Origin of the sequence: Desulfonatronum lacustre DSM 10312 (genome assembly GCF_000519265.1) — a bacterium.
GTDB lineage: Bacteria > Desulfobacterota > Desulfovibrionia > Desulfovibrionales > Desulfonatronaceae > Desulfonatronum > Desulfonatronum lacustre.
Genome location: NZ_KI912608.1, coordinates 1,848,172 through 1,863,419, shown reverse-complemented (window position 1 = coordinate 1,863,419; position 15,248 = coordinate 1,848,172). Strand labels below are relative to the sequence as shown.

At 60.9% G+C, this 15,248-nt stretch carries 14 protein-coding genes; 8 read left to right on the top strand and 6 right to left on the bottom strand.

The features are described 5' to 3' along the window. Positions 1 to 23: 23 nt before the first annotated feature. The 3 genes from DESLA_RS0108710 (at position 24) to DESLA_RS0108695 (ending at position 3,073) form a co-directional block, all read left to right on the top strand. Positions 24 to 908 carry a sugar phosphate isomerase/epimerase family protein gene (locus tag DESLA_RS0108710; RefSeq protein WP_028572155.1) on the top strand — a complete coding sequence of 295 codons (885 nt, stop codon included), beginning with the start codon at positions 24 to 26 and terminating at the stop codon, positions 906 to 908. Positions 909 to 923: 15 nt separating this feature from the next. Then, positions 924 to 2,270, top strand: coding sequence for a BPG-independent phosphoglycerate mutase family protein (locus tag DESLA_RS0108705; RefSeq protein ID WP_245590028.1), 1,347 nt, complete (start codon positions 924 to 926; stop codon positions 2,268 to 2,270). Positions 2,271 to 2,461: 191 nt separating this feature from the next. Continuing rightward, positions 2,462 to 3,073: a nucleotidyl transferase family protein gene (locus DESLA_RS0108695; protein WP_051434525.1), complete on the top strand. Its 612-nt coding sequence runs from the start codon at positions 2,462 to 2,464 to the stop codon at positions 3,071 to 3,073. 53 nt (positions 3,074 to 3,126) lie between these two features. Here DESLA_RS0108695 and DESLA_RS0108690 read toward each other — a convergent pair whose 3' ends face one another. The 6 genes from DESLA_RS0108690 to DESLA_RS23305 form a co-directional block, all read right to left on the bottom strand. Then, entirely contained in the window at positions 3,127 to 4,290 is a 1,164-nt protein-coding gene (locus DESLA_RS0108690; protein ID WP_028572151.1) for an ATP-binding protein, read from the bottom strand. A 357-nt stretch (positions 4,291 to 4,647) separates the two neighbouring features. Further along, positions 4,648 to 5,520, bottom strand: a complete 873-nt coding sequence (locus DESLA_RS0108685; protein ID WP_028572150.1) for a DMT family transporter — start codon at positions 5,518 to 5,520, stop codon at positions 4,648 to 4,650. A gap of 160 nt (positions 5,521 to 5,680) precedes the next feature. After that, positions 5,681 to 6,898, bottom strand: a complete 1,218-nt coding sequence (gene hemW, locus DESLA_RS19580) for a radical SAM family heme chaperone HemW (RefSeq protein WP_051434524.1) — start codon at positions 6,896 to 6,898, stop codon at positions 5,681 to 5,683. Between the two features lie 9 nt (positions 6,899 to 6,907). Next, on the bottom strand, positions 6,908 to 7,492 hold the full coding sequence (locus DESLA_RS0108670) for an epoxyqueuosine reductase QueH (RefSeq protein ID WP_028572149.1): 585 nt from the start codon (positions 7,490 to 7,492) through the stop codon (positions 6,908 to 6,910). Then, entirely contained in the window at positions 7,480 to 8,946 is a 1,467-nt protein-coding gene (locus DESLA_RS0108665) for an Rne/Rng family ribonuclease (RefSeq protein ID WP_084031977.1), read from the bottom strand. The genes DESLA_RS0108670 and DESLA_RS0108665 overlap by 13 nt, the downstream gene beginning before the upstream one ends. A gap of 72 nt (positions 8,947 to 9,018) precedes the next feature. Further along, a complete protein-coding gene (locus tag DESLA_RS23305; protein WP_051434523.1) occupies positions 9,019 to 10,020 on the bottom strand; it encodes a radical SAM protein in 1,002 nt (333 codons plus the stop codon). Positions 10,021 to 10,410: 390 nt separating this feature from the next. Between DESLA_RS23305 and DESLA_RS19570 the strand changes: the two genes are divergently transcribed. From DESLA_RS19570 to DESLA_RS0108630, 5 genes are all read left to right on the top strand, one after another. Next, entirely contained in the window at positions 10,411 to 11,265 is an 855-nt protein-coding gene (locus tag DESLA_RS19570) for a tRNA (adenine-N1)-methyltransferase (RefSeq protein ID WP_084032201.1), read from the top strand. A 247-nt stretch (positions 11,266 to 11,512) separates the two neighbouring features. After that, positions 11,513 to 11,983, top strand: coding sequence for a type II 3-dehydroquinate dehydratase (locus DESLA_RS0108650; protein WP_028572147.1), 471 nt, complete (start codon positions 11,513 to 11,515; stop codon positions 11,981 to 11,983). Between the two features lie 29 nt (positions 11,984 to 12,012). After that, complete coding sequence (gene efp, locus DESLA_RS0108645) at positions 12,013 to 12,570, top strand: elongation factor P (protein WP_028572146.1); 558 nt, start codon at positions 12,013 to 12,015, stop codon at positions 12,568 to 12,570. A 187-nt stretch (positions 12,571 to 12,757) separates the two neighbouring features. After that, a complete protein-coding gene (locus DESLA_RS0108635) occupies positions 12,758 to 14,959 on the top strand; it encodes a DNA translocase FtsK (protein ID WP_051434522.1) in 2,202 nt (733 codons plus the stop codon). Between the two features lie 10 nt (positions 14,960 to 14,969). After that, a complete protein-coding gene (locus tag DESLA_RS0108630; protein ID WP_028572144.1) occupies positions 14,970 to 15,239 on the top strand; it encodes a DUF4160 domain-containing protein in 270 nt (89 codons plus the stop codon). The last annotated feature ends 9 nt before the right edge of the window (positions 15,240 to 15,248 follow it).

Below are 15,248 nucleotides of genomic sequence, written 5' to 3'. Positions count from 1 at the left end.
CGATTGCATCCCACCGAACCGGCATGAACAGTTCATATCCAACCTCTTCTCCGACCCTGGCCTTTACTGCCGCCGCGGCGGACCCGGCTTCCAGGCTGCATTGGGTCGGCGAGCAAGCCGACGCGGTGGAGTTTTCACCGGATCCGAATCACCTGGACCGGCTTGCGGAGATGATCCGGCCGTTTCTGGCCCAACACCGTTTCGTCCGGTTCCATACCAGATATTTTGAGCACGAACTGGGCCACGCCGACCCGGCCTTGGCCGATCTGGCCCTGGAGGCGCATTTGCGCACTTTGCGGGCCATGGTCGGGCTGGGCGAGCCCGTGGTCACGGTGCATACCGGACTCGACCCGAACCAGCCGGTGCAGGAGTCGAGGTTTGTCGAGAATCTGGCTCGCTTGGTGGCCCACGGGAAAGACCTGGGCATCGTGGTCTGCCTGGAAAATCTGCGTTTCGGACCATCCAGCGAACCGGCAAACGTATTGCGCTGGGCCGAACGGGCCGGAGCCATGATTACCTTGGACGTCGGCCACGCCTTGGGCTCGGAGGCCGCGCGCGGCGGCCGCTGCCCGGCGGAACGGTTCGTGGACCTCTTCGCGGACAGGCTGTTCGAGGTCCATATTTACGGTCGTGAGGACGACCAAGGTCATCATCCCATTGAGGACATCGCCCCGTTCAGGCCGCTCATGGCCAAGCTCCTGCAAACCGAGTGCGTCTGGTGGACCATTGAATTGCAGCGCCCTGAGCACGCCCTGGCCACCCGGGCCTTGCTCCTGGATGAATTGGATCCAGCCGTCCCGCCATCTCACCTCAATCCTCGCGAAGCGGAGCCACATCCGGTTTTCCCGATTCGATCCCGATTTGCCGTTCCTGGGCAAAATCGCCTCTGTTCCCCCTTGAATCTTTAACCGAGCCCCACGCCCATGATGCCCGACAAGTGTCTGCTGATCGTTCTGGATGGTCTGGGAGACCGCTCTCATGAGGTCTTGGATTGGCAAACCCCGCTCCAGGCCGCCCACACGCCGCACCTGGACCACTTGGCCCGAAACGGAGCCAACGGCCTGTACCACGCCGGAAGCCTGGGCGAGGCCCTGCCCAGTGAAACCGCGCATTTCGCCATGTTCGGCTATGATCGGAAGGACTTTCCCGGACGGGGGCCTTTGGAGGCCCTGGGAGTCGGCGTGGATTTGGCCCGGGACGAAGTCGCCATCCTGGCGCACTTCGCGGCCCTGGAAGAGCGGGACGGCTGCCTGGCCTTGGTCCGGGACGTTCCCCGGGCCGATGAAGAGGAGGTCGCGGCCCTGATCCGGGCCGTGGACAAGTGGGAACAGGACGGCATCCGGATCCGGTACGTCCCGGTCAAAGGCGTGTTCGGCGTGCTGATCCTTTCCGGCGAGGTTTCCCCGGACATCACGGACACCGGGCCGATGCGCGACGGTCGGTTCCTGCCCGACCTGCTGCCGTTGATCTCAAAACACTCGACGACATTGGACGCGGAGAATGCGGTCCGGGCCCGAAATACGGCCCGCGTGCTCAGGGCCTATCTCCTGCACACCTGGGACACCCTGCGGGAGCATCCTCTCAATGACCGCCGTCGAGGGGCCGGGCTTTCGCCCATCACCGGGCTGGTCACCCAGCGTGCGGGAAGCTTGCGACCGGTACCGCCATTTTCCCGGCGCTTCGGCCTGCGTGGGTTGAGCATCGCCTCGGGCGCGGTTTTTCGCGGCCTGGCCCGACATCTGGGACTGGACTGGCAAGCGCCCCGGGACACCGGCGACCTGGCGGAGGATTTTGCCCGGGACCTGGCCGACGTGCCGGAGCACTTCACCCGGTACGATTTCATCCACCTGCACACCAAGGCCCCGGACGAGGCGGCCCACGCCAAGGATCCCCTGCTCAAGAAAGCGGTGATCGAGGCTCTTGATCGGGCCTTGGGCACGGGGAAAGCGCTGTTGGAGAATCCGGGCTTGCTGGTGGTGGTTACCGCGGACCATTCCACGCCCAGTTCCGGAAACATGATCCACTCCGGCGAGCCGGTGCCCTTATTGTTTCACGGAACCGGGGTCCGACGGGACGTGGTGACCCGCTTCGACGAGATCCACGCAGCCCAGGGATGCCTGGGCTGCGTGCGGGGCACGGAACTGCTCCGGCTGATCCTGAATCACCTGGACATGGCCCGCCTGGAAGGGGTCCGGGACACCCCGGAGGACTGTCTGTATTGGCCTGGAGACTACCAGCCCCTGCCAGTCCGTATTCCTCTTTCAAAATGACATTATCAGTCCAACTTCGCATTGGAGTCAGAGTCGAAATCGAGATCGAAATCGGCATCGAAATCGAGAAATACAAAAACTTCATCGAATGACGGCGATTTCGATCTCGATTTCGACTTCGAGCATGCCCTGGCTATTTGTGTCATCTTGAACGTAAAATTGAATGAACCCACAGATCCATGGAAGCTCATATGTACGACATCGGTGTGATTCACGGTCGGTTTCAGGTCCCGCACAACGACCACCTGCGATACCTGCTGGCCGGCAAGGCGCTCTGTCGTCATCTTGTCGTGGGCATCACCAATCCGGACCCCAGCCTGACCGCCGAGGTGGCCGCGGATCGCAAGCGATCCAGCGCCCTGGCCAACCCCCTGACCTTTTACGAGCGCTTGGTGATTCTCCGGGACGTGCTCCTGGAAGCCGGGGTCAGCCAGTCAGAGACCACCATCGTCCCCCTGCCCATCACCCATCCCGATCTCTACCGCCACTACGTTCCCTTGGACGCGGTCTTTCTGCTCTCCATCTGCGACGACTGGGGGCGACACAAGCTGGGTCAGTTCCAGTCCCTTGGATTGAAAACCCATGTACTCTGGGATGTTCCTCCGGAGCAAAAAGGCATCAGCGGCACCGAGGTCCGTCAAGCCATGATCGACGGCCAGCCCTGGGAACACCTGACCCCGGCGGCCACGGTTCGGCACTGTCGAGCCTGGAACATCGCCGGGAGGTTGCGGGGGCTTGTCTCCCCGGTGCCGGAAACGAGTCCTGGGGAGCGGGCGACCCGGAAGCCATGTAGTCTTTTTTGAGGATTGGTATCAGGTGGGCAAAGCGTATTGAGACGTCTGGCACCGGGCCTTCTTCAGTCCGGATTGATCAGTTCGGGTCTGGCCGGATCCAGTCCCAGCAGCAATTCCCGGCAGGGGATGCACAGGATGCCGTCGATCAAGAGGCGTTCCCGGCCAAGATATGCCAGGCAGGCTTTGGCCTCGGGGTAGTCCTGGCAAAATGTCCTGAGCGGGCGGAGATCCTTGCCATGGATGGACCCGGATCGCTTGACCTCCACGGCCCAGAACGTGTCCGGGCCATAGACCACGAAATCCACCTCGCTGCCGGACTTGGTCCGCCAATAGTACAGTCGGGCTGGAGATTCCCGGTAGGCGGCCCATGCCATCAGGTGCTGGGCCACAAGGCCTTCCAGGGCAGGACCTTCGATCTCCTCCGGCCTGTCCAGGGGGCCGGAAGGACGCAGTGAGCGGTACACGCCGACATCAAAGTAATAGAACTTGTCATGGCTGACCAAATGGCGCTTGGCTCGTTTGGTGAACACGGGGACGCGAAAGCACAGCAGCAGATCTTCCAGAATGTCCAGGTAGCCCTCCACAGTCTTGCGGCCCACTTGGCATTCCCGGCCCACCTGGGCCAGGTTGAGGATGCTGCCCTGGGAAAAGCTGATGGCCTCCAGGAATCGGGAAAAGGCGCCTATGTCTCGGACCAGGGCCTCGGCCTGGACCTCCTCGCGCAGGTACAGCGAGGCATAGGTCCGCAACACCGCCTCGGGGTCAGGGGACTGCGTCACCAGGGGAACCATGCCGAAGCGCAGGGCGCGGTCCAGGTTGAAGGCCGCGCCCAGTTCCACTGCCATGAAAGGATGCATGGTTGTTTCCACTAGGCGGCCGGCCAGCAGATTGAATCCTCCGCGTCGCAGCTTGCGGGCGCTGGAACCGGTCAGCACGAAACGCAGCCAGCGGTCTGACTCGATGAGGGCGTGGACCACGTCCAGCAGGGCCGGCGCCTTCTGGATTTCGTCAATCACCACGTCCCTCGCGGCGGGATACGCGGCGATCAATTCCTTCAACCGCTCTGGCCGGGCCTGATAGACGCGCTGGGCTTCAGGATCGAGCAGATCGATCCACAGGGCATCCCCCATTGTTTGGCGCAGCCATGTGGACTTGCCGGTTCCCCTCGGCCCGAAGAGGAAAAAACCGCCTCCGGGCTTGCGAAAAAAACGAGATAATTTTTCCATATTTGCTTCTTTTTCGGAATAGCGAAGTCCATTATGCACCATGTCTGGTTTGGCGTAAAGGCATTGAAAAAGCCAGAAGTTAATCAGTTCTCAAGAGGCGGAATCCCAGGGAACTGCCCCGCTGTCCGAGTCGTTCCAGCCGCGAAGGGCCGCACGAACATTCCAGGGGCCGTAGAACCAGGAGCCGGGATGAAACATCGCCGAGCAGTTGCGGGGAAGGGTGGTCAAGACGTATGTGGGAACACATCAACAAAGGAGTGCCCCAAATGGTCTCCCGACGGTCGCTGGATCGCCTTTTTGTCCGATATGTCCGGAGACACTAACATCTGGATCATCCCGGCCGAGGCATAATCCTGATCACCCCCGCAGTAACACGATGGCGATGATTGCCAGGGCCAGCCCCAGCAGGCGTCCCGTGGTCAATTTCTCCCGAAAAATCAGCACGGACAGCACCACGGCCACCAGGAAGTGCATGCCGTTGATCGAGGCCACGATGGCCAGCGGTCCCAGGGCCAGGGCTTTGAGGAAGAGGTAGAACCCGGCCAGGTTGAGCAGGCCCATGGACAGGCCGATGGTTACGGCCAGTCGGCGCGGGCTTTTGACTTTGCCCTGGTTTTGGGGCGGCGCGAACATCCTCGGAGCTAAAGCCAGGGTGAAGAGGGTGGAGAAGACGTAGGACAGGGCGATGAAGGCCAGGAGATCCGTATGCTGGGCCGCGTATCTGGAGCTGATGGCCGAGAGGGCCCCGGCCAGCATGGCAACGCAAACCAGGATCAGGCCCTTGGCTCTGGTCCGGGCGTCGTTGTCCGGTGCGCTGTCCCGACCCAGAACCCAGATGGTGGCCAAGGAGAGCCCGACGCCCAGGATTTGCAGGGGCTCAAGCCGTTCTTGGAGAAAAAGTACGGCAAAGAGGACCACCAGGACGATGTTCATCCGGATCAGGGGATAGGCCACGGTGGCGGGCATGTGTTTCAGGGCCTGGATGTGGGCCAGGGTGGCGCTGACGAATGTCAGGCTGTTGGCCAGGGAGATCAAAACCAGAAAACTCAGGCTGGGCACGACCGGCGGGAAGTGGACCAGGAGGCCGGAGCTGAGCACGGCCACGGTGGTCATGAAGCAGAAGGTGGTCAGGAAGGTGCCGCAATTCCTGGCCGCGGCGACCTTGTACAGAAAGCGCTGTCCGCCCAGAAGCAGCAGGGCCAGCAGGGAATAGAGATACCAGGTTTGCATGAGTCTGATTTGCGTACAATGTGACACGACCAGTCAGGGCATGTTGGTCGAAATCGAAATCGAAATCGAAATCGCTATCGAAATCGCTATCGCCACCGCTCCATGATATGCTTGGCTTTCTCGATTTCGATTTCGATTACGATTACGATTACGATTACGATTACGATTTCGATTGCGATCCGGGCTCCAGTGCGGGGGCGTGATCCCGGGCATCGTCCGGAAGATGGTCGGGGACATCCTGCAGGAAGCGTTCGAGGATGGCGTTGCTGACCAGCATCCCGGATCTGGTCAGGCGCAGCAGGCCGGAGTGGACCCGGATCAGGTCGTTTTGTCGGAGCACCTGGATCAGGCGGCGGTGTCGGCGCAGGAAGTCCTGGCCGGTGCGTTGTCGGTATTCGGCCAGGCTGAGCCCCTTGGTGGTGCGCAGGGAGAGCATGACCAACTCCTTGATCTTGTCCGCGGTCGTCAGGGCCGTCGACGTGTCCCCGATCCGCTCCGTGCGGACCAGTTCGGCGTAATCCTTCATGTTCTTGGGGTTTTCCCAGCGCAGGCCGCCCAGGGTGGAGACCGCCCCGGCCCCCAGCCCAAGGTAGCTTTGGGATTGCCAGTAGCCCTGGTTGTGGCGGCAAGCAAAGCCCATCCGGCTGAAGTTGGATATTTCGTAGTGCAGGTATCCCTTTGATTCCAGCAATTCAGCCCCTTGCAGAAACATCTTGGCCTGCTCGGTTTCAGGCGGCAGGACGATTTCCCCGGCCGACTCGGCCCGGGCCAGGGGCGTCTCGTGCTCCAGGGTCAGGCCGTAGCAGGAGAGGTGGTCGGGCTGGAGATTGATCACGGTTTCCAGCTCACGCAGCCATTCCAGGGCCCGTTGTCCGGGCAAACCCCAGATAATATCCAGGCTGATGTTCGCGAAGCCTGCCTGACGAGCCATGTCAAAGGCCTTCATGCCCTGCGCGGCTTGGTGCCGCCGGCCCAAGACCTCCAGCTTCTTGTTGTCCAGGCTTTGCAGCCCCAGGCTGAGCCGGTTCACGCCCAGGGCGAGCAGGCCGCGCAGATAGTCCGGGTCAGCCGCGGAGTCCGGATTGGCCTCCAGGCTCCATTCCAGGCCCGGAGCCAGCTCGAAGGTCCGGGCCAGGGCCGAGGCGATGCGCTCCATCTGCTCCAGGGAAAGCAGGCTGGGCGTTCCGCCGCCGAAGTAGATGGAGGAGACGGGCCGCCGGACTCCGGCCCGGCCCAGCCGCCGTCCCCAGAGGGCGATTTCGGCCTCGAGATGGTCCAGGTAGGATTCCAGGTCGGCCGCGCCGGGGCCGGGGACCGAGAAAAAGGAGCAGTAGCCGCACTTGCTCCGGCAGAAGGGGATGTGGATATACAGCAACATGCACGAAATTCATGTCGGACTGGAGCCGTCCGCCAGCCGGTTCAGCTTTTTGCGGCGGCGCTCCAGCTCGCTGTACAGGCAGCCGCAGTAGCTCTGGCGGTACAGCCCCCATTGCCGGGACAGGTCGATTCCTGCTTGCCAGCCCGGGCGGAAGTCCCGGTCCAGGAATCGGATTCCGGTCCGGTCATCCAGTTCCCGGCCAATGGCCAGGATGGCGTCCCGGTCCTGGTAGATGCTGTAAAGCAGGGTGGTGCTCACGGCGGAAAACCCGTGTTCCTTGGCATAAGCGAAAGTCCGCTCCAGACGCAGCCGGTAGCAGGCGGGGCAGCGGTGGTCCTCCCGGCCGTGCACGACCTGGAAAAAACGGCGCGGGTCGTATTCCGCGTCCAGGCAGATCATCGGACAGTCCATTTCTTGAGCGGCCTGAAGCACCGCCTCCCGGCGCTTGAAATACTCCTCCACGCCGTGGATGTTCGGGTTATGGAACAGCCCGACGACCTCCTCCCCCTGCTCCCGCAGCGTCCGCACCGGCACGAGGGAGCACGGTCCGCAGCAGACGTGGAGCAGGGTGGCGCGGTTCGTTACCCCGGACATTTCTCGGTAAGCACGAGAATCGAATTCTGGAAGCGGTCCTCCAGGTCCTTGAGCATGATCCGCTTGTGGTTCAGCAGGTACAGGGCCAATTCGGCCTCGGTGCGGTATTCCAGGGGCGTGGGGCAGTTTTTGGCACGCAATTTGCGGTAGATGTCCTTCAAGACCTGGAGGGCGCGCCATTCGATGTTGCGTTGCAGTCCCGAGCCCTGGCAGTGCGGGCAGGGTTCGGAGCTGATGGACAGGGCCGAGGAGCCCAGGCGCTGGCGGACCATTTCCAGCAGGCCGAATTTGGAAAGCCGGCCCACGTCCACCCGGGCCCGGTCCACCTTGAGCGAGGACTTGAGTTCCTTTTCCACCTCCCGGCGGTGCTTGGGGTCGCGCATTTCGATGAAGTCGATCACGACCTGCCCGCCGATGTCGCGCATCCGCAATTGTTGCCCGATTTCCTGGGCCGCCTCCATGTTGGTCTTGAAGACCATTTCGTTGAAATTGCTGCCGCTGATTTTTCCGGAGTTGACGTCCACGGCCATCAGGGCCTCGGTCTGGTCAAAGACCAGCCTTCCGCCGCTGGGCAGCAACACTTCGCGCCCGAAGATCTGCTGCAATTGTTTTTCCAGGTTGAAGCGCTCCCAGAGGGTGCGATCCGTGTCCGCGTGCAGTTTGACCATGTTCTGACGGCGGGGAAAGGTCAGGGTTACGAATTCCTTGACCAGTTCCATGGTTTCCGGGTGGTCGATCCAGATTTCGCCCACGTCCGAGGTCAGGTAGTCCCGCACGGCCCGGAAGGCCAGTTCCTTCTCCTGATAGATCAATACCGGGGCCTGCTCGGTCATGCCTTTCTTGCGCACGTCCTTCCAGAGCCGTTTCAGAAACTGGAGATCCTTGAGCAGGTTGGTCTTGGTCTGACCCAGGCTGTTGGTCCGGGCGATCAGGCCGATGCCTTCGCCCAGTTCCTGTTCCCGGAGGATATCCTTGAGTCGGCTGCGTTCCTCGTCGTCCTCAATCTTGCGGGAAACCCCGAACTGGTCCTGGCCCGGAGTGAGCACCAGGAAACGACCGGCCAGGGAGAGATAGGTGGTCAGGAAGGCGCCCTTGTTCACCGTGGGCTCCTTGACCACCTGGACCAGCAGTTCCTGGCCGGGTTTGAGCACCTTCTGCAGGGGCGGGTATTTGCGGCCGGTTTCCGGGTTGTGTTCCTTGAGATAGTATTCCGGGTGAACCTCGTCGATCTGCAGGAAACCGTTGCGGGCCTCGCCGTAATTGATGAAGGCCGCTTGCAGGGCCGTATCGATGTTGTTCACGGTACCTTTGTAAATGTTGCCCTTGGTTTTGGCCTGGTGCAGCATTTCAATGAAATAGTCGGTGATTTTGGCGTCTTCGGCCAGAATCAACTCGACCTGCTCACCAGGCAATACGCTGATGAACATTTTCTTGCGTTGTTTTGTTGGAGCCATGATTTTTCCTTTGAAAATATTGAAAATTATGAATTCTTCCGTCTATGGAACGGAAGTGGGTCGCAGAGTGTTTCAGAGAGCGGCCTGAAAAAAATCCTCGCCGAGTTCATGGGCATGCCGGATCGCGCCTCGGGCGGTCAGGTCGGCGAATACGGTGCGGGTTTGCGTCGGGTCCAGCCCCAGGGCCTCTCGGACCTGGTCGATGGTTTGCGGGCGGCGACGCAGGGAATTCAGCACCAGCTCGCGTTGGGCTTCCGTCGCCAAGACCTGGGCCGAATCCTGGGCCGAATCCTGGGCCGAATCCTGGGCCAAATCCTGGGTCTGGTCCTGGATTACGGCGGCCTGCTCAACGTCCTCTTGCGTAGCAATCGTTCCTTGCAACGCGGTGCGCCATGTCGTCAATGTTTGATGGTCCACCGTCTCGGCCAGAGGGGAGGCGCCCGGCCTGGTCATGGTGACCACGTCCACCCGGTCCGGTCTGAGCCGGGGCAGGAAGTCCCGGAGCAGGGCCAGATTTTCCGGAGTATCGTTGATTCCCCGGTTCAGGAGGATTTCCAGAAAGATTCGGCCGGAGAACCCGGCCCGGAAATCAAGAAGACCCGAGGTGATCCGTTCCAGATCGCCCCCCTGGCAGGGCCTGTTTATCCTGATGAACTCCGCGGGCACAAGGGTGTCCAGGGAGGGCAGGACGATTTCGGCGGCGCTGAGTTCCCGGCGGACCACCGGGTCGTGGAGCAGGGTTGAGTTGGTCAGCACGGCCACCGGAATGTCCGGAAAGATGGATCGGCTGCCGCTGATGATCGCTTCCAGTTCCGTATTCAGGCACGGCTCGCCCAGGCCGCCCAGGGTGACGACCTCGGGCCTGGGCATCTGATCTCGTTTCCAAGCCTGAAGCTCGTCCAGAATGACCCGCGCGGGCATGTAGGGGCGGCGTTCCATGGTCAGGACGCGGGTCGGGCCGACCTCGCAATAGACGCAGTCCAGGGAGCAGATGCGTTTGCCCAGGAGGTCCACTCCCAGGGACAGACCGAGACGTCCGGATCGGACCGGACCGTAAAGGGTTTTGAATTGCATGGAGCGTTCGTTGGTTTTGTATGGAATCGGATATTGATGTGGTGGGCCTCAAGGCTGGCTCTCGGCGTCCTCGTCCCGGACGGGGGCAGGGCGTCCTGGGCGGGCAGGGCCATTTTGTTCTCTGGAAAATATCTATAATTCAAAATTGTAGATTGCAGGGTGTTCGAGGGGACCCCCAAGGAAGGGCCAGGAATCATCGAAATCGAAATCGAAATCGCTATCGAAATCGGAATGTTACCAGAAAACGATTTCGATGGCGATTTCGATTTCGATACCGATCCAGAGTACCCGTGGTTCGAGAACAAAATTGCCCTGCCTGGGCGGGCTTTCAACCTTGACACGTCGGGATTCAGCACATACCAGCACACTTCTTTATCTTCAGGAGGCAATATGCTCAATCCAGGTGATCTGGTAATGCTGGTCTGTCCGCAAGGCAAGCGTTACATTCGAAAAGTTCGCGAAGGCGAAACCATGCAGACCCACTTCGGGGTGCTGGAACACGCGGCCCTGCTGCAAGTCGGGTACGGCGAAGAGGTGCGCACCCATCTCGGCCATCCCTTCCGGCTGCTCAAGCCGAGCCTCTACGACATGGTCAAGATGCTCAAGCGACGGACCCAGATCATCTATCCCAAGGAGATCGGCTATATCCTGCTGAAGTTGGGCATCGCGCCGGGATGCCGGGTGATCGAGGCCGGCAGCGGTTCCGGTGCGTTGACCACGGCCCTGGCCTGGTACGTCGGAGACCATGGCCGGGTCTACACCTATGAGCAGCGCGAGGAATTCTACCGCCTGTGCGGCGAAAACCTGAGTTGGTCCGGGTTGGGAGAACGGGTGGAGCAGTTCAATCAAAACATCGCCGAAGGCTTTGTGCAGACTGACGTAGACGCCCTGTTTCTGGACGTGCGCACCCCGTGGGACTTCCTGGACCAGGTCGTGGCGGCGATCATGCCCGGAGCGCCGGTGGGCTTCCTGCTGCCCACGACCAACCAGGTCAGCTCCCTGTTGGCCGGCCTGGAAAAAGCTCCCTTCGAGGATGTGGAAGTCCTGGAGATATTCCTGCGCCGCTACAAGCCCGTGGCCGAAAGACTGCGCCCGGACGACAGGATGGTCGCCCATACCGGCTTCCTGGTCTTCGCCCGGCACGAGGGGCGTAAGGCTGCGCGCTGTTCGGAAGCGGCGATGGATACGGCAACGGCGTCGGCGGACTTGGATATCGACGCGTCAAATCCCGTGGATGCAGCTTAATCGTTGATCGAATCTAATCAAGTCGTCGACCGGGTGCCCGTTTCCCGGTCGTCTTTCCGCTTCGGATATTGAACGTCTCCGGCTGACTGTTCCCGTCAGTTTCCGCCAGGTTGCGATTTTCTGGACAACCAGCTAGATTTACCTATTCTTTCGTAGTGCACGCTTGGATCTGTCGTCATTGACCAAGGTGACGGACGCCGAATCGTATCTTCCTTAAAACAGCAGCCTTCCGTGAGCGTTTCCTTTCATGACCTGTCGCATTCTCGTCCTCAACGGCCCCAATCTCGGCCATCTCGGCCAGCGTCAGCCGGACATCTACGGCACCCAGGGCATGCGCGATCTGCCGGACTTGTTGGAAACCTTGATGGGCCGGGCCGTGGACGAGGTGGAGCTGCTTTTTTTTCAGGCCAACGGTGAAGGCCGGATCATCGATCGCCTGGAGCAGGCCCGTAACGAGGATGTTTACGGCGTGGCTCTGAACGCCGGGGCTTTCACGCACACCAGCCTGGCCCTGGCCGACTGTCTGGCCTGGATCGACCTGCCCTGCGTGGAAGTGCATCTGAGCAACATTCTGGCCAGGGCCGAGTCCATCCGACATGCGAGCCTGATCGCACAGCACTGCATCGGCGTGGTTTCCGGTTTCGGCCTGCTCAGCTACGCCCTGGCCGTGCAGACGCTTTGGCTGCGGTGGTCCACATCCATCGCCGAACAAAGATAATCTTCAACCTCACTCATGGGACCTATGCCATGCCTTCGACGACCGACTTCAAACGCGGACTGAAACTTGAAATCGACGATACGCCCTTCGAGATCGTGGAATTCCAGCACGTCAAGCCCGGCAAGGGCGGTGCTTTCGTGCGCACCAAGCTGCGCAACATTCTCACCGGCCGGATCCTGGACCAAACCTACCGTTCCGGGGAAAAATTCGCCAAGCCGGACCTGGAATCCCGGGAAATGCAGTTCCTGTATCACGACGGCACGGGATACGTGTTCATGGACATGACCACCTACGAGCAGCTCAGCGTGACCGAGGAGCAGGCCGGGGAAAAGGGCCGCTATCTGGTGGATGGTCAACAGGTCAAAGTGCTGCTGTACCGCGGCCAGGCCATCGACATGGACATGCCGGCCTCCGTGGTGCTGGAAGTGACTGAAACCGATCCCGGCCTCAAAGGCGACACGGTCAGCGGCTCCACCAAGCCCGCCGTGGTTCAGACCGGCCTGACCGTCAACGTCCCGCTGTTCATCAACCAGGGCGACAAGATCAAGGTCGACACCCGCTCCGGGACCTACATCAGCCGCGAGTAGCGGACGATTTGCCCGAGACTCGTTTGATCACTCATCTGAGTATTGACATGACCTTATCCTCCAGTTCGTTCAAAAATCCCAAGTGCACGAAGCAAAAACCGTTCAAGGTCGAAGCGTATTTCTTCATACGTGAGAGTCTGAACGCTTTGCGGCAACGCGGCAATTGGGAGTTTTTCAACGGGCTGGCATGAGTCCTTCCGCCGTGACCGCCGACGCCCATCCGAGAAATGAAACGCGACTGCTTCGGGAAATATGCGCCCTGACCCTGCTTTTCGCCGCCGCATTTCTCACTCTCAGCCTGTTCAGCTACCACCCCCAGGACCCGTCTTTCAATCAGCAGGCCACCAGCATTCAGTCCATCAATAATCAGGCCGGGATCGTCGGGGCCTATCTGGCCGGATTGTTCGTGGACCTGATCGGGCTTTTGGCGTTCATGTTTCCGGTGGTCCTGGTCTGGTTGGGGCTGGCCTGCGTCTGGCGCGTGTTCCAGGTGTCCTGGTGGCGTTGGATCGGTTTGCTGCTGCTTTGTTTCGCCTTGCTGGCCGCGGCCAGTCACCCTTGGATTCAGGAGCGGATTGTCGTTTCGGGGATTGGCGGCGGCGGTTACTTCGGAGACCAACTCCACGCTTTGAGCATGGTTTTGTTTCATGAGCGCGGGGCCTTGCTGTTGTGGCTGTTCCTGGTCTTTCTGGCCTCGCAGTTGCTGTTCGGCGTCTACTGGACCACCTGGGGGAGCGCCTTGGCCGAATGGTTCAAGCGTTCTCCCCGTCCTCGCCCGGCCAAAGGCAAGCCCGAGAAGCGGAAAAACAGCGACATGCCGTCGTCCCTGTTGGAGGAGTTTCAGGTTCCCGGTGGGAAAAGCCGACCCGCCAAACCCAAGGAAGGGAAAAAGGAACGCGACCCGCTGGCCGCGGTCACGGAGAAGCTGGATTTCGCTTTGGGGGAGAAGGGCGTTCCGCTCTTTCCGAGCCTGAACCTTCTGGCCGTCCCGGATCGCAAGCAGCCGCGCACCTCCCCGCAGCGCCTCCAGGAGATGGCCAAGTCCCTGGTGACCTGCCTGGCGGACTTCGGGGTTCAGGGCGAGGTCCAGAACATCCAGCCCGGCCCGGTAATCACCATGTTCGAATACAAGCCCGCGCCGGGGGTGAAGATCAGCCGGATCGCCGGTCTGAGCGACGATCTGTCCCTGGGCCTGAAAGCCGCTTCGGTGCGCGTGGTGGCTCCGTTGCAGGGCAAGGACGCCGTAGGCGTGGAGATCCCCAACGAGCACCGCCAGTCGGTCTGGTTGCGGGATATCCTGGAGTCCGATGCCTTTCAGAAATCCAAATCCAAACTGACCATTGCCATCGGCAAGGACATCGAAGGTCTGCCCATGGTCGCGGACTTGGCCCGGATGCCCCACCTGCTGGTGGCCGGGGCCACCGGGGCCGGAAAGAGCGTGGGCCTGAACGCGATGATCGTGAGCATCCTGTTCAAGGCCCGGCCGGACGAGGTCAAGTTCCTGCTGGTGGACCCCAAGCGGATCGAGTTGGCCGTGTACGCGGACCTGCCCCACCTGGTGCACCCCGTGGTCACGGAAATGTCCCTGGCCAAAAGTGCCCTGGATTGGGCCATGGCCGAGATGGACGCCCGTTACGAGGCCATGGCTGCTTTGGGCGTCCGGCACATCTCGTCGTACCAGCAAAAGGTTGCCGGACTGCCTCCGGAAGAGGCCGAACAGCATCGGGCCATGCCCTACCTGGTGATCATCATCGACGAGTTGGCGGACTTGATGCTCACCGCGGGCAAGGAAGTGGAAGTGAGCATCGTCCGTCTGGCCCAACTGGCCCGGGCCGCGGGCATTCATATGATCCTGGCCACGCAGCGACCTTCGGTTGACGTGGTCACCGGGCTGATCAAGGCCAACTTTCCCTGCCGGATCAGCTTCCAGGTCACGTCCAAGCACGATTCCCGGACCATTCTGGATTCCGTGGGCGCGGAACACCTGCTGGGACAGGGCGACATGCTCTTCAAGCCCAGCGCAGGAAAGTTGCAGCGCATGCACGGGGCCTTCGTCGGCGACGATGAAATCGCCGCGGTGGTCAAGGCTTGGCATGAACAGCAGCCACCCAGCTTTGAGCTGGATTTCAACGAATGGGCCAAGGAGGAGGCCGGCGTCACCAACGGGAACGGTCCCGAAGGCTCTGACGTGGTGGACGACCCCATCTACAGCCAAGCCGTGGAATTCGTCCTGGAACAGGGCCGAGCCTCCATCTCCCTGCTCCAGCGCCGCTTCCGGATCGGTTTCAACCGCTCGGCCCGGTTCATCGAGCAAATGGAAAAAGACGGTCTGCTGGGGGCCCAGGAAGGCAGCAAGCCCCGGGCCGTGATCAAGTCGAAGAAGGGATAGGCGCACTGGCATGCCGGTTATATCGATGTTTTATGGGATCATTGTCTCAATGTACTTTTTTGATGATCAGCAGCACAAACTTCCTCATATCCATGTCCGATACCAGGATCAGGAAGCGGTCTTCTCCATTCCTGATGGCGAGATCCTTTCTGGTTCCCTGAAAAGCAACAAAGCCCGATTGGTTCAGGCTTGGATCGTCATCCACAAAGACGCTTTGATGGCGAATTGGGAACTGGCGGCGAATGGTCAGGCAATATTCCAAATTGATCCGCTGAAGTGAGGTGACGTC

Excerpts from the sequence above, each read along its gene's own strand:
- DESLA_RS0108710 (WP_028572155.1), top strand. The coding sequence starts at position 24 with ATGAACAGTTCATATCCAACCTCTTCTCCGACCCTGGCCTTTACTGCC.
- DESLA_RS0108705 (WP_245590028.1), top strand. The coding sequence starts at position 924 with ATGATGCCCGACAAGTGTCTGCTGATCGTTCTGGATGGTCTGGGAGAC.
- DESLA_RS0108695 (WP_051434525.1), top strand. The coding sequence starts at position 2,462 with ATGTACGACATCGGTGTGATTCACGGTCGGTTTCAGGTCCCGCACAAC.
- DESLA_RS0108690 (WP_028572151.1), bottom strand. The coding sequence starts at position 4,290 with ATGGAAAAATTATCTCGTTTTTTTCGCAAGCCCGGAGGCGGTTTTTTC.
- DESLA_RS0108685 (WP_028572150.1), bottom strand. The coding sequence starts at position 5,520 with ATGCAAACCTGGTATCTCTATTCCCTGCTGGCCCTGCTGCTTCTGGGC.
- hemW (WP_051434524.1), bottom strand. The coding sequence starts at position 6,898 with ATGTTGCTGTATATCCACATCCCCTTCTGCCGGAGCAAGTGCGGCTAC.
- DESLA_RS0108670 (WP_028572149.1), bottom strand. The coding sequence starts at position 7,492 with ATGTCCGGGGTAACGAACCGCGCCACCCTGCTCCACGTCTGCTGCGGA.
- DESLA_RS0108665 (WP_084031977.1), bottom strand. The coding sequence starts at position 8,946 with ATGGCTCCAACAAAACAACGCAAGAAAATGTTCATCAGCGTATTGCCT.
- DESLA_RS23305 (WP_051434523.1), bottom strand. The coding sequence starts at position 10,020 with ATGCAATTCAAAACCCTTTACGGTCCGGTCCGATCCGGACGTCTCGGT.
- DESLA_RS19570 (WP_084032201.1), top strand. The coding sequence starts at position 10,411 with ATGCTCAATCCAGGTGATCTGGTAATGCTGGTCTGTCCGCAAGGCAAG.
- DESLA_RS0108650 (WP_028572147.1), top strand. The coding sequence starts at position 11,513 with ATGACCTGTCGCATTCTCGTCCTCAACGGCCCCAATCTCGGCCATCTC.
- efp (WP_028572146.1), top strand. The coding sequence starts at position 12,013 with ATGCCTTCGACGACCGACTTCAAACGCGGACTGAAACTTGAAATCGAC.
- DESLA_RS0108635 (WP_051434522.1), top strand. The coding sequence starts at position 12,758 with ATGAGTCCTTCCGCCGTGACCGCCGACGCCCATCCGAGAAATGAAACG.
- DESLA_RS0108630 (WP_028572144.1), top strand. The coding sequence starts at position 14,970 with ATGCCGGTTATATCGATGTTTTATGGGATCATTGTCTCAATGTACTTT.